The organism is Microcystis flos-aquae FACHB-1344, from assembly GCF_014698375.1.
Classification (GTDB): domain Bacteria; phylum Cyanobacteriota; class Cyanobacteriia; order Cyanobacteriales; family Microcystaceae; genus Microcystis; species Microcystis aeruginosa.
Genome location: NZ_JACJSW010000181.1, coordinates 1 through 14,066 on the forward strand (window position 1 = coordinate 1; position 14,066 = coordinate 14,066).

Below are 14,066 nucleotides of genomic sequence, written 5' to 3' on the forward strand. Positions count from 1 at the left end.
ATAAAGGGCTTTCAGACTATCGGTTAGTTGAATCAGGGATGCTGGTTTCATGCGAGTTCCTCACTCTGAGGATTTTCCCATTATTATAGGATCAATCATTCTCTGTAATTCTCTTAGTATTAGATTTAGCCAGTCGTCGTCTCTCCTATAAAAACAAAAATATTGAGTTGACGATGAAGGAATTTGAACTGCTGCGCTACCTCATGATTCACCCCAAAGAAGTATTATCGAGGGATCAAATTCTCGAAAATGTCTGGGGAGACGAATTTCAAGGAGAATCAAACGTTATTGAGGTGTATATTCGCTATTTACGCCTGAAGATGGAGGCGGGTGGTCAAAAACGCCTCATTCATACCGTGCGTGGTGTGGGCTACGTTTTACGGGAATCTTAACAGGAGTTAGGAGTCAGGAGACAGTATTCAGGAGTCAGGAGATTATTTTTATTTATTCTCCCCACACCCTACACCCTACACCCCACACCCTACACCCCACACCCCACGCCCCACCACCCTAGTCAAGTGCCGCTATTCAATCTGGATGGAGTTGGGGGAATCGATAGGAGGGGTGGAACTTCCCGGGGTGATAGTTTGACGGTATTGACTATAAAGACGGTTGCGCCAAGCAAAAAAGCCCTCGTAGGCGCTATTATCGGCTAACCCTGGGATCCCCTTGCCTTGCAATTCCCTGGGTAAGTTGAGATAGGAACCCTGGGGAAACTGAAGCAGTACACTTAATCCCGCCACGGCTAAATCGGCTAAACTGGGCTGATCCCCGACTAAATAGGGACGATTGGTTAAAATGAGGTTCAAAGCCTCTAAATCCTGTTGTAGCCCCTTTTTCGCTGTATTGATAGCATCTTTTCCCAGACCTACACCCGCCCCCAAAATATCAATTAATTCCCCTGGCATAGAACCCAGCAACAAGCGCATAAAACCGGGAGTTTCCCGGGGTAAAAAAGCGGTACGAAAGTTTTGATTTTGGGCAAAAGCGCCGAGAAAAGCGGTTCTTCCTTTTAATCCCAGGGATTCATCGGCCCATTCTTCGATTAATAAACATTGACCCCGTTGTAGGGGATCTGTGGGGATAATTGGTTTTTCAGGATACTTGCGATCGAGATAAAAAGCAATCTCCGTCGAGTCAGCAATATAAGTATCGCCATCCTTGAGGACGGGAACCTGTCGCTGTCCGGAAAGACGGAATAATTCCAATTGTCCCACCCCCGGCACCACGTCCCTTTTTTTATAGGCAAGTCCTTTATAGTCGAGGATGAGACGGACTTTCTCACAATAGGCAGATAATTCAAATTGGTAGAGTTCTAGCATGGGATGATATGGCCTCTCGATAAATCAGTTTCTCCCTGATTACTCTAACCCTATCGGGCATCGGTCGTCTAAACTTAAAGACTTTACTCCGATTTTGTCCGAACATTTGTACTAAAAAGGAGCCAGGCGAAAAAATCATCGTTTGCTAATTTGAGGAATTAGGCTGGGTACTCTTAGGGAAGATAGACCAGATCCGGCAACCCCAACTCAATAGTGCCACGCTTTTAGGTTAGGATATTTTCAGGCACTAAAAGCGAGGAATAACTTATATATTCTGGCAAGCTGACTCGCGAGAGACCAATAGCATAACGGAGGCGGTCGGCGGTCGGCAGGGGGCAGGAGGCCGTTTTTGTAACGGGGATTTATGCCCCGCTCCCAAAACTTTTCGCCTTAAGGCGAGGTTTTAGACCCGATTTTTTCGATACCGCTATAGCAGAGGCGTGCGAGGGCTGGCTCCTTTCTCGGATCAGAGGTTACTATGCAATTATCCATCGACGTTTTTAATGATGTAGTTCGCTATCTCGACAGCCACGAAGAAAAATTACGGATCAAAAAATTAATCTTTTGTATCTGTAAAAAATATTGGGAAAACGAGCCTAATATTTTGAACAGTGTGGCTATGGAAGACTTGGTGAAGGAGTTAGTGCAACTCAAAACCAATAAAGAACAATTAACTTTTTCTGTTTATAAATTAGTTAAAACCCTCAATCGTCCTAAAGTTTATCTGGGAGTAGCCACGGTTATTATCGAGCAAATCAGTCAATTATATAGTAATATTGCTGCCGCCTACGACAATCAATTATTACTGGTAGAGCCAGAAGTTAACCCTAGCTTCACCACCGTTAATAATGATGTCAACAACGAGGAAGATAATTTATTAAGACAGGTGGTTAGTGGAATAGAAAATCATCGAGAGACAGCGAGAATTCAAAAATTAATGTTTGCCGCTTGTAAAAATCGTTGGGAAAACGATCAAGCGGTGATTAATAATTATGGCTTAAAAAATATTGTTTTAGAACTTCAGCGAAACAATCCCAATTTCCTAAGCTTGCGACCAACTCTCAAGCAAATTGCCGAAAATATTAATAAAAAAGCTCTCTACCTAGCCCTAGCCGATATTATTCTTGCCCAACTAGAGCCTCTCTACGATACTGATAACGATGACGAAGAAGAGGACAATGAGTCAAAAAGTCAAATCTTGAACACTGAAATATTTCATCTAAAGAATGATTCTGATTCTGCGGCTAAAACCACATCTTTCTCCCCCTCTAGAAGTGAACCTGTGGATTTTTCCTCTTCGATCATCAATCTAAATGAACCGCAATTAGTCATGGAATTGCCCTTTGCCGAGCCGGCTTACTCAAATAACAACCCCAGTAATTCCCCACAAATTCCCGCCTACGACCCCTTTGAAATTCGTTTAGAAATTTTCCAGTATGCTAATCCTTTACGAGCCAAAATATTGATTTTCTCGCTCCTATTTCATCCTTGGGATCGGAGCGGTCAAGATTGGTCAACTCTGCGAAGTTATACCCTAGAAGATTTACTACAACAACTCATCCAAAGTGGGAAATCTCTCAAGGATATCGAAATTCAACTATACAATATTGCTCAAACCCAAATGGATACGGATGCTAACGTTCAAACCGCCAGTATTCTGGTGCAAATTTTACAAAAAATTCTTTAATTTTTTACCCAAATTTATCTGGATATTCTACCAATGAAACCCAACGAATTAATTGCACGTTATGCCGCAGGAGAAACTCAATTTAGTGGCTTAAAATTACCCGGAGTTAATTTAGTTGGTGCTGACTTAATTGGCATTGTTTTAAATGAAGCAGATCTGCACGGAGCCAATCTTCTCTTTACCTATCTTAACCGGGCTAATCTCGCTCAAGCTAATCTTGTGACAGCTAATTTAAGCGGTGCTAGTCTCAACCAAGCTGACTTAAATGGGGCAGATTTACGCAGTGCCAATTTACACGGAGCGATGCTACAAGGGGCTAATCTTCGTGATACCGATATAACCCTAGCGACGTTACTTGATGCTAACTTAATCGGGGCGGATTTACGGGGGGCTAATTTAAGTGGTGCTAACCTCACTGGTGCTTGTTTGCGGGGAACAAATATGCGTCAGGAAAAGAAAAATCATAACACTAATTTACAAGGGGCTAATTTCTCCCGCGCCGACCTGCAAGGAGCTAATATGAAAGGGGTTGATCTGGTGCGAGCAAATCTAGTAGGAGCCAATTTAAAGGAGGCTAATTTGTGCAATGTTGACCTCAGAAAAGCGGATTTAACTAATGCTAATCTCCAAGATGCTTTACTTACTGATGCTAATTTAATCGGGGCGCATTTAGTGGGGGCAAATCTAGCGGGAGCCAATTTAGTGCGGTCAAAAATGACCGATACGGAAGCAATGCAGGCAAATTTCCATAGTGCAATTATGACTCAAATAAAATTCGATCGAGCTAATCTTAGTCAAGCTAATTTTCAAGCAGCAAGAATGAATCATGCTGACTTAAGAAGGGCTAATCTTTCAGGAGTTAATTTCAGCGAAGCTGACTTAATCGATGCTTTCTTTGCTAGAGCAAATCTCACCGGTGCCGATTTAACTAATGCTAATCTAACTCGTGCCGAGTTAATGAGTGCTAATCTGATGGGAGTTAACTTCCGCGGTGCAATTATGCCCGATGGCCGGATTAATAATTAAAATTACTTAGGGTTGGCTGAATAAATCTAAAAACCTTGTTGGGTAAGACTTTTAGACTTTTTTTCCCTCAAAAAGTGCCTACCATGGGAGTGATCGGGGGTAAAATCCCTGGACTTTTTCCCTGAAAATTAGGTAATTGACCCCCTCAAAATCGGTAAAACCCTACACCCCACACCCCACACCCCACACCCTGTCCCCACGAAAAACTTTTTGCCGCAAGCCCTACTTAGACATTGTTGTTAGCAGTTATTCTGGTATAATTTAGGGGTAGAATTGAGGGTAGTGTTATGGTTAATCCAGCAATTATTGCAGAAGATATGGGCAAAATCTACACCAGCATTACAGTTATCAATCGAGCGGATCAAATTCGTGCAGAGGATGGTATGATCGCACCGGAACAAATTCGCTCTCTTACCCTAGAAAATGTCTTGGTGGATACGGGGGTAACTACTCTTTGTCTAGTGCCGGAAGTAGTCTCCCGCTTGGGTTTACAGCTTTTAAAAGAAGTAGATATGGCTACGGCTAAAGGGATAGGAAAAGCGAGAATTTTTCGCGATGCTACCTTGATTATCGCGGGACGGGAAGGAACTTTTGAATGTTTGGAATTACCCGGGGGTCAAAACAATTTATTAGGAGTAATTCCTTTAGAAGCTTTGGGATTAGAACCGGATCTTCGCAGCCAAAAATTGCGAGTTTTACCCACAGAATCTAAGGATACTTATTTAACAATTTTATCGAACAAAATAGCTCTATAAAATCACTTTTTGTCTGACTGTTCCTGCTCTTTCAGCTATAGCGATAATCTCGATTTCTTGACCAGAAACTCCCTTAATCACCCATTCCACCGTACGGCGATAATCTAAACCGTGAGCAAGACTACTATATACTTTATTTGATCGCCCTTCTAAGTGACCGATTTCCTGCTCTAATTTTCCCACTATTAAACTCACCTCATCGGCTAAATTTAACTTGACTTGAATGGGACGAACAATCTTTCTTTCCAGTGCCTTTTTACTGGTATAAGTGGGTAAGAATCCCTGATTTTCCAACTGTAAAACCAGATGATAAATACCATTGCCCTCCGACTTAAGATCAAGACGAGAGATAGCTAAAAGAGGTGACATTAAAGCATGGGCAATAGTAAACTGACATTGTTTCTCACATAAATCCGGTAAATACTTTTCTGGGGCATTTTGCCAGACATTTTTAAAGTCCCAACCGCCAATTTCCACCTCTCCCAATTGGGGGTGATGAAAACTTTGCCAATTAATAAAACCCTTTCCCGCTAAATTCTCATCATTCCAATGCTGTAATTTCAATTCATCTTCAAAAGGATGCCAGCGAAACCATTGAATATAATCATCTTTTTTCACTCCCGCTTGGGTGGGTGCATCCCATAACTCCACCGTAAAACCATACCAACCAAAATGATCGTAACCGTAATCATCCATGGCACCGTTAGTCACTTCTTTGGGATGATAACGAAAATCGTGATAGACAGAAACGCATTCATAACCAGTCATTGCTTTTCCCTTATCAGCAATATATTTATACATTTCTAAGTCTTCCACGGGGAAATATTCATCGGGATGGGTGCTATAGGGACGCAACATGACTGCTGAATAGGTATGATAGGTAACGAAGCCATTAATATTAGTGTTATTTGCCCAAAATTCCGCTTCCGCACGGGTTTCTGGCTCCGAAAAAGGAAAGTCTCCGGCCCCTTGTTGTTCCCCTTCAGGAACCCAATAAACGGGATAATTGCGGTTAAAATCCAGGCCCTCTAGGGTGGGGGCAGTGGTAAAATTATAGCCATCGTAATCGCGGATTAAACCTTCGGTGAGCAAAGTGTAAAAAGTTCCTTCAAATTCCTCCGGTTCGCGACGCACCATAATGCGAGGATCCTGTTCAGAAATTTTCCAAGCGCCACAGGTATCTTTTTGGCGCATTTGTAAGATTAAACCATCGCCGTTAATATCTTCAGGATATAGCCCCGGTTTCTCATCCGTGTGGGGATAGGGGCGAATACTCGATCGTAACATATAGGGAGTGGTGAGATATTTTTCTGCTCCATCCACGGCTAATCGCGGCAAAATATAGACAGTGTAATGGTCAAGAAGTCTGGTAATTTGGGAATTATGACCGTATTGGCGCAAAAGATGAGAGATAGTGTAGAGAGCGACGGCAGAGCCGGTTACTTCCCCCGCATGGGTGTTAGCATCAATCCAATAGGCAGGTTTTTCTAAATAGGGGCCTGTGGCTTGATTTGTGAGGGTAGTTAACCAGATATCTCGATTTTCGTAGCTTTTACCGATCGAGGTGAGGCTAATTAAATTAGGATAGGATGAGGCTAGGTTTTTCAGGAAAGAAACTAATTCGGCGTAGGGGTAATAGTGGCTAAAATCAAACATAATCTTCTGCAACTAAAAAAAAGGAGTCTCGGGTTAATTTGAGAAAATATAGGATAATAACAGTAAAAAACTATGGATAGTCAGGATATCGCTCGCTATATCGAAGAAACTAACGGTATTTCTAAGCCTTGGCTGTTGGTGCAATTGCGTCTCAAAAAACTGCAAGAACGTCGTGCCAGTCTTTCCCAACAGGAATATATCCAAGAATTGGATGATATTCAGCAAGACTTAATGAAATTGGGCGAATGGTGGCGAGGAATCGAGTCAGAAGTCTTTAAACCCTAAGCGGTGGCGATAATCTGTAATACTCGCGGTAAATCCTCAAATTCGCCGATGATGCGTTTCACTGGTTGCGGCCAAACCCGGACTAAAGTGGGAATAGCAGAGACATGATTAGATTCCGCTTGTTCTGGATGCTTAGAGATATCGATCACTTTCAGGGTATAGGGATGGTGTAATTCTCGCTCTAGAAGCTGATGGATCGATTCTAGGGTGTGTTTAGTATTGGCATTATTGCCGGAGACAAATAACCGCAAAACATAACCCTTGGGACTAGGGTTAGTATAGTCAGAGTCAGCACTAATCCCCGAAGTTGTTGCGGGGCGCTCCTGATAACGGAGAATCAGATCGTGGGATTGCCAAAGTTGGGGAAACTGCTGACGATAGGTTTCTAAGATAGTGGGATTAGAGGATTGTTCCTGCCAAGGTACAGTAAACCAAGCTCGCTCGTCCGTGGCGAAAATAGCATTTAATAAAGGCTGATAGCGACGGACAAGGGGATAGACTTCGGCTCTAGTATGAATACGGTGACTGTAGGGATCTCGCCAGCGATCGATGGTAGCGGTAAAACTAGGAACTAAAAAATGGGGGGGTTCTGGCAACCCTAAAGCGGACTGGAGAGCAGCGCAGAGATTCAGATGCCAATGAGTTTGTTTATCAGGATCGATACAGTAAATCAGGTCGCCCCCGGGGGTAAACAGGGCGATGCCTTTAAAAATATCGGGCAACACAATCGCGGAAGTGGTCACTTGAGGGGTTCCCCTAGGGAATCAATAGGAGCTTCTATTTTTCTAGACTACTAAACTCTTGACCCCTCAAGGATTTCCTTCAGGGTTTTTCTAGATTCTACCCCGCAGCATCATCGCCATTTCATTGGGAACCGGGGACATTTCCAGGGCGACCTCATCGCTAATCCGTCCCTCTTGATAGAGGTTAAACAGAGATTGATTAGTGGTAATCATGCCATGGTATTCGCCATCTCTCATTAATTCGATAATTTCGTCATTTTTGCCGCTGCAAATGTAATCTTTGACGGTTTCTGTGTTGACGAGAATATCGTGAAAAGCGGTCCGTTTACTGTCGGTGGTGCGACATAAACCCTGGGAAATAATACAAACCAAGGATTCTGCGATCGCCACCCGCATCGATTCCCGTTCCTCGGCAGTATAAAGAGTTAAAATCCGCTCCAGGGTTTTAACGGCGCTGTTGGTGTGCAGGGTTCCCATAACTAAGTGACCAGTTTGGGCAGCTTTCAGGGCAGTATTAACGGTGGATTTGTCCCGCATCTCCCCCACCAGAATAATATCTGGGTCTTCCCGCAAAGAGGCTTTTAGGGCATTATCGAACTCATGGGTGTGTATTCCCACTTCCCTTTGTTTGATCAAACTGCGACGACTTTGATGGACAAATTCGATCGGGTCTTCGATGGTGATAATATGTTTGGGGTGTTCTTTATTTATGTAATCGATCATGGCTGCTAGGGTGGTGGATTTCCCTGAACCCGTCGGACCGGTGATTAAAATCAATCCCTTATGCACATCGCACACATTCCGGAACACAGCCGGTAAGCCCAATTGTTCCACAGTGAGGATTTTCATGGGAATTAGACGCAAAACCATCCCCGGACCGCGCAGACTTTCAAAGATATTAATCCGCACCCTAGCGAATTCGTACTGAGTTGCACCATCAAATTCTAGGTCTTTTTTAAAGCGAAGGATTTCTTCTTCACCGAGGATTTCCCGTAACCAACTATAAAAAGTGTTGATGTCAATTTCAGGATAGTTGAGAATAATCATTTGACCACGATCCCGCATCCGGGGTTGTTCTCCAACTCCTAGGTGAACGTCCGAATAACCCCGATCAAAGGCCATCCGGATCAAATGTTCTAAGGTAGGTTGATTGGGAGCGCGACCCGGCCGGGGTGGGGTTTGGGGAGAAGCAGCCTGACTGGGAGCGCGATTTTGGGGAGGACGTGGGGCGGAAATTTGACCATTTTGCGGCATATTCGGCACGTTTTTGGTCGGTGTCGCCACTTGTTGCGTCATTTCTTCAGTTATCCCCATGCTGATTTCCGTGATTAACTCTGAGGGAGGTATCGGGATGGAGGGAACCGGCAGCGGCTGCAGTGGTCGCGAGGAAGAATTGGGATTTTGACTCATGAGCAATAGGGGGTTTTTTCTTTACTATTCCCCGATTGTACTAACATCCTATCAAATCATCCCCAATTTCTCAATTCCTCACAGACGCTAGATTGAGGAGCAAGGAGCCAGTAGTCTCCGAGTCAGGAGACAGGAGACTCCGAGACAGGAGATTATTTTTATTTATTCTTCCCACTTCCCCACTTCCCCACTTCCCCACTTCCCCACTTCCCCACTTCCCCACTTCCCCACTTCATAATTTATAATTCCCCCTCTCCTATACCTTTTAAACAGGATTTAGACCCCAAAATTGTTACAATCGAGGTTTAGGGCTGATGATTTTGACTACTCAAGTTTGAGTGAGTTTGACTTGAAATATAAAAACAAAAATTACAAGGATAATTTTATTTTTTCGTAACGTTTAAAAAGATCGTTAGTAATTTTAATGGCTTTTTCATTGTGACTGGCCAAGCACAAAGCATATAAAGCGGCCTTCTTAGAATTTTTCATGATAACTGGGTTGCTAACGCAGGGAAAAAGTGTTTTTAATCTTTCTGTATATAAATCTGCTAATCTATCGGCAGAGATTTTGTTACGACTGGCATTAGGTTCTTGATTATCAAACAAATTTAATTGAATATTTTGTGGTGGTTGGTAAATTTGCTCTAGCCAATCTACGTTACCCATTACTTTATTCAACCGTTCTAATGCCTCTGTTTCTGGTTCTTTATCCTTTGGCAAATGCCGAGTAACTCCCATCAACGAAAAGTTAATAAAAATATCGCAAGCTTTAGTTTCTGCTAGTTGAGTGATAGTTTGCCAATCTACTTGTAATCCATAGGGGTCTAAAAAAACAAATGCTCGTTGAGTAAATTTTTTCTTGAGCAATAAATTGGGTATGATATCGTTACATAAAATATCGTTACAGTCGCCCCGACGGACATGAATTTCACGGTCAGGAAACTCCTCACATAAACGTTCTAAACGTTCGGTGCGTTGAGGGGAAGCATCAATAAACCAGTAACCATCAAATGGTGGTTCTGTTCGCAAAGCACGCAGGGGAGAACCGTCAATATATCGTTGTTCATCTTCCTTCGCTGTTGGTCTCACGGAACCAGCAAAAGCGTCTATATAGTAATAAGCTTTAAGCCAAGGTTTTTTTCTGGGATTCTTGGGAGTTTTTTGATTATTCATGATCACAGAATAAGCGTTGAGATACTGAGCGAGTAAATCTAACTTATCCTCAGACCATTTACCAATAATATCTTCGCCTTCTTGCCCTCGTTGACTCATATCGATAACTTTGTTTAGGTCAATGTTAATAAATTATTTTGTTCTTTACTTTTTGAGAGTTTTTTTAGGGAGGAACCTGCTCTGATTGTCCATTTAGCATTGTGTTCGTTCCAAGCAGCAGGCATTTCATCCCAAATACGCTCATCAAGCATTCTACCACCAGCTTTGGAATAGTTACCACCCCATTGCTTAAAGAAAAAAGCGACTTTAGATTCTCTGGTTTGAGCCAAAATTTCCCTAACCCAATCTGGCTCTATGGGACGATGTTGATAGCCTGATTCACCGCCAACAATAACCCAATCAATCAGCGATAAATCCAGATTTAGTGGTCCTAAAAGAGGTTCACAGGAAAGAAAACGTACTTTGGCTGGTACTGTTTTTAAAGCCTCAATTCTATGGGTATATTGCTGACTTTCTACAGAGACACCCATCCAGATATTTTCCGACCATTCCAGTTTATCTGCTAAAGTTGCTAGTTTTTGAGGGCGCTTAGTCAAAATTTGATAAATATGCCAAGGAGTGTCTCGCATCACCGCAAAGATTTCCTGTAAATAGCCAAAGTCTAAATCTTCATGAAAAAGATCACTCATCGAATTGACGAAAATTCGACTCGGTGTGCGCCATTTTTTCGGCTGTTCTAGTCTTTCTGGATGAATAGTAAAATTAAAACCTGTGGGAAAACTTCCTGGAAAACGCATTGTTATTGCTTCTGCATAGCAATGACGACACCCCGGACTCACCTTTGTACAACCAGTGGTGGGATTCCAAGTTTTGTCCGTCCATTCAATACCAGTTTTACTACTTGACATTTTTTTACCAGATACTTCAATATGAGGTTCAACTTTTAACAAAGTATTATAGTACAAATTATCTAAGTAGGATCAAAGGCTGACAAAAATTAATGCTACTGCCTGATCTCTCCCTATCTCCCTCAGAGGCTATAGTAACTGTAATCACCCCTTTAGACCCCAAAATCGTTATAATGGAGGTTTAGGGCTGATTATTTTGACTACTCATTTCTGTTTGATTGTTAGTCTTAGGGGAGGTAAATACGATGAATAGTCTGCCAAGTTCATTCGAACGGGAAAATTTAGGACAATTTTTGTTAGAAAATCTGCAAGATATTACAGATAAACTCGATCAAATTGTCACGGATTCTGATCGGATAATACTGGATAATTTACTACAAGAAACTCAGATTTTACTTGAGCAAGTTAAGGATAACTCTAAAACTTATCAAGCAAGAGCCGATATATTTTGTCAAATTAATCAACTATGGTTTCAGGTATGGAAACAGTATAAGAATGAGGTTTCGGCACTGGAATTAATCCAATATATAGACCAATTTACTAATCAAATTACTGCCTATAATCAATTATTTATCGGCCTTGCTCAGATCAATGAGGGAAAGACTGGTGAGGAAAAAGCCGATTTAATCAGAGTGGTGGAAGGTTTACACCTTCTCTCGGAAACGATAGATGTGTTTATTGATATGTTTGCCGATTCAGAACTAGAGCAAATTTACCAGGGAGCTAAAAATACTCTCTCAATTTCTAATCGTACTATAACCGAATATTTCCAAGATACTGACAAATCTTTAGTCACCCAATTGAGAGCTTATAGTAGTTTAATAATTTTCAGAATTCAAGAGCGATTTAATCCTAAGAATGTATCCTCAGAAACTACTTCTCATTCCCTAGCAGATAATTTCAATGATATTGATGCCTCTACACAAAATTTAACAGGTTTGGTCGATTTGGAAACTGAAAAATCTTCGTCTGAAAACTGGTTAGATAATCTTTCTGGATCAATTTCTGATCAGGAGGATTTTGAGAAAGCATTAGAATATGGGCGTGTTTTTCGTCAGAATGTATCCTCAGAAACTACTTCTCATTCCCTAACAGATGATTTAAGCGATCTTGATCCTTGGACAAGAGACTTAGTGGGGGTTGTCGATTTAAGACCAGAAGACCCAAAAGAATCGTATATTGATTATTTAGTGGAGAAGTATCGGTGAAACGAGTCTTATTCGACAGTGATGTATTGCTAGATGTTTTGGGTAAGCGTGAACCACATTTTCCAGCATCTGTACAAGCATTAAATACAGTTAAGACAGGTAAAACTCAAGGATATATTTCTGGTCATGCTGTCACTAATATTTATTATATTTTGTCTAAACAAAACGGAAGGGAAAGCTCAAGAAAATTGGTGATAAGTCTTCTAGAGAACGTAGGTTGGGTTGAAGCATGAAACCCAACACCCGCTCATGTTACCCTACCACTAACCCATCCTACAAACTTTTTGGCGCAAACCCTAACTAATGCTTCGGTAAACGTAAACCATCCGATCGCATGGGGATTAAAATCTGAGTTAAACTGCGTAATTGTTCGGCCGTTCCCATACAAATTAACAGATCCCCGGCCATTAATTCCGTATCGCCAGTGGGTCCCCCAATTAGCGTACCATCAGCGCGACGTATAGCCAAAACTAACGCCCCCGATCGAGATCTTAAATGTGCTTGACTAAGACTTAAACCCACACAGGGACAAGTCCTGGGATCGATTAAAAATTCTTCCATATAAAACGATCGATCGGTTCCAGTTAAAATCCCATCAACAAAATCCATCACCTGGGGTCGTAGGGCTGCAGCCGCTAATCTTCTACCACCGGTAATATAGGGAGATACCACCGCATCGGCCCCGGCCCGTTGTAATTTTTGTACTGCTTCCTCGGTACTGGCCCTAGCAATGGCGCGGATTTTCGGATTAAGAGTTTTAGCAGACAAAACTGTATATAAATTCTCCGCATCGGAAGTTAAAGCGGCCACAATACAAATAGCGCGTTCAATTCCTGCCATTTGTAAAGATTTATCTAAGGTGGCATCTCCTTGAACAACAATATAATTTAATTCTTTGGCCCGATTTACCTGTAGGGGGTCTGTATCAATAACTACAAAAGGAATATTTTCGGCGTGAAATTCGATCGCCACCTGTCTACCTGTGCGACCCAAACCACAGATGATATAGTGTTCTGATAGTCGATCGATCACGCGTTTCTCCTGTCTCTGTTTGAGTCCCTCTTGAAAATAGCCTTGAATTAAAGCTTCGGTCAAGCGATTAACAATATAACCGATCGTGATTACTCCCATCACGATCAAAACCATTGTAAACAGTCGTCCCCGTTCACCTAGGGGATTAATTTCGCCAAAACCGACGGTAGCGAGGGTACTAATCGTCATATAGGCCGAATCTAGCCAACTCCAACCCTCGATCAGATGATACCAAAGCGTACCGAGCAAAAACACCACAATCAGGGCAAAAATTCCCCCGATTAATTCCTGACGCAGCCGACGATATTTATCTTCACTGATAGACAAGCAAAATTCACCCCTAAGACTGTCTAGTAAATTACAATAAAATCAGTTTTTAATCTAAATAACCCGTCCTTCTCAGACGGATTTGATTATAATTTCCCCTATCTCAAGGTTGCGATTCATCTCCCGTTAGAGCCGCCCTTGCTTAACGGGAGTCCTCTCGCGACCAAAGTGAAACTAACGCGGTAGCGTTTCCACTTTCGAGGAATTTCGCTAGAATACAGAAAGCGGTAAAGCGCGTAAGGTATCACGGAAACCTCCCGCTCCTTTGTACCTCGGAACAAATATCGCCCTTGAAAATGTAATGGTGACGGGTCAAGCAGCATAGAAGCTTAACGGCTAAGGTCAATTCTGCCCACAAATAAAATTCAGAGCCGTCCGCCGCCGGGCAGTCGGTAGACGTTAAACTAAAACGCTTGTGGATTCGGTCTGACGGGGGCATAGTCTTCGGATTGTGTCTAGTTAAGAGGAGTAGAAGCAAGAATCTCCCGTCACAGCCTAGCTTGACGGCGAGAGTGTCAAGTCTAATCGCGCAGG

13 protein-coding genes and 1 pseudogene are annotated in these 14,066 nt (G+C 42.4%); 7 read left to right on the forward strand and 7 right to left on the reverse strand.

Annotated elements, in window-relative coordinates; genetic code table 11:
* Nucleotides 1–113: 113 nt before the first annotated feature.
* Nucleotides 114–392, forward strand: a pseudogene (locus H6G48_RS17735) (winged helix-turn-helix domain-containing protein); the annotation flags it as partial.
* Between the two features lie 132 nt (nt 393–524).
* Here the strand turns inward: H6G48_RS17735 and H6G48_RS17740 are convergent.
* Nucleotides 525–1,322 (reverse strand): glutathione S-transferase, encoded by a 798-nt coding sequence (locus H6G48_RS17740; RefSeq protein WP_190722694.1) that lies wholly within the window; start codon nt 1,320–1,322, stop codon nt 525–527.
* A 478-nt stretch (nt 1,323–1,800) separates the two neighbouring features.
* On the opposite strand from H6G48_RS17740, the gene H6G48_RS17745 reads away from it, so the two are divergent.
* From H6G48_RS17745 to H6G48_RS17755, 3 genes are all read left to right on the forward strand, one after another.
* The gene (locus H6G48_RS17745; protein ID WP_190722695.1) at nt 1,801–3,009 is read left to right on the forward strand and encodes a hypothetical protein; all 1,209 of its coding nucleotides are present in this window, start codon (nt 1,801–1,803) and stop codon (nt 3,007–3,009) included.
* A 33-nt stretch (nt 3,010–3,042) separates the two neighbouring features.
* Nucleotides 3,043–4,035, forward strand: a complete 993-nt coding sequence (locus tag H6G48_RS17750; protein ID WP_190722696.1) for a pentapeptide repeat-containing protein — start codon at nt 3,043–3,045, stop codon at nt 4,033–4,035.
* Between the two features lie 287 nt (nt 4,036–4,322).
* Complete coding sequence (locus H6G48_RS17755; RefSeq protein WP_190722697.1) at nt 4,323–4,790, forward strand: pepsin/retropepsin-like aspartic protease family protein; 468 nt, start codon at nt 4,323–4,325, stop codon at nt 4,788–4,790.
* On the opposite strand, the gene H6G48_RS17760 is transcribed toward H6G48_RS17755, so the two are convergent.
* Nucleotides 4,785–6,446, reverse strand: coding sequence for a M14 family metallopeptidase (locus tag H6G48_RS17760; protein WP_190722698.1), 1,662 nt, complete (start codon nt 6,444–6,446; stop codon nt 4,785–4,787). The genes H6G48_RS17755 and H6G48_RS17760 overlap by 6 nt on opposite strands.
* A 72-nt stretch (nt 6,447–6,518) precedes the next feature.
* Here H6G48_RS17760 and H6G48_RS17765 point away from each other — a divergent pair, with 72 nt between their 5' ends.
* Complete coding sequence (locus H6G48_RS17765) at nt 6,519–6,731, forward strand: hypothetical protein (protein WP_002751038.1); 213 nt, start codon at nt 6,519–6,521, stop codon at nt 6,729–6,731.
* On the opposite strand, the gene H6G48_RS17770 is transcribed toward H6G48_RS17765, so the two are convergent.
* The 4 genes from H6G48_RS17770 to H6G48_RS17785 form a co-directional block, all read right to left on the reverse strand.
* Entirely contained in the window at nt 6,728–7,474 is a 747-nt protein-coding gene (locus tag H6G48_RS17770; RefSeq protein WP_002758959.1) for a circadian clock KaiB family protein, read from the reverse strand. The genes H6G48_RS17765 and H6G48_RS17770 overlap by 4 nt on opposite strands.
* Nucleotides 7,475–7,564: 90 nt before the next feature.
* The gene (locus tag H6G48_RS17775) at nt 7,565–8,884 is read right to left on the reverse strand and encodes a type IV pilus twitching motility protein PilT (RefSeq protein WP_190722699.1); all 1,320 of its coding nucleotides are present in this window, start codon (nt 8,882–8,884) and stop codon (nt 7,565–7,567) included.
* A gap of 369 nt (nt 8,885–9,253) precedes the next feature.
* Nucleotides 9,254–10,156: a three-Cys-motif partner protein TcmP gene (locus H6G48_RS17780; RefSeq protein WP_072926500.1), complete on the reverse strand. Its 903-nt coding sequence runs from the start codon at nt 10,154–10,156 to the stop codon at nt 9,254–9,256.
* Between the two features lie 14 nt (nt 10,157–10,170).
* Complete coding sequence (locus tag H6G48_RS17785) at nt 10,171–10,965, reverse strand: DUF5131 family protein (protein WP_072926498.1); 795 nt, start codon at nt 10,963–10,965, stop codon at nt 10,171–10,173.
* Between the two features lie 245 nt (nt 10,966–11,210).
* On the opposite strand from H6G48_RS17785, the gene H6G48_RS17790 reads away from it, so the two are divergent.
* Both H6G48_RS17790 and H6G48_RS17795 read left to right on the forward strand, forming a co-directional pair.
* On the forward strand, nt 11,211–12,173 hold the full coding sequence (locus H6G48_RS17790) for a hypothetical protein (RefSeq protein WP_190722700.1): 963 nt from the start codon (nt 11,211–11,213) through the stop codon (nt 12,171–12,173).
* Complete coding sequence (locus tag H6G48_RS17795) at nt 12,170–12,406, forward strand: type II toxin-antitoxin system VapC family toxin (protein WP_002758952.1); 237 nt, start codon at nt 12,170–12,172, stop codon at nt 12,404–12,406. Before H6G48_RS17790 ends, H6G48_RS17795 begins: the two co-directional genes overlap by 4 nt.
* Before the next feature lie 67 nt (nt 12,407–12,473).
* Here H6G48_RS17795 and H6G48_RS17800 read toward each other — a convergent pair whose 3' ends face one another.
* On the reverse strand, nt 12,474–13,532 hold the full coding sequence (locus H6G48_RS17800; RefSeq protein WP_125732212.1) for a potassium channel family protein: 1,059 nt from the start codon (nt 13,530–13,532) through the stop codon (nt 12,474–12,476).
* Between the last annotated feature and the right edge of the window lie 534 nt (nt 13,533–14,066).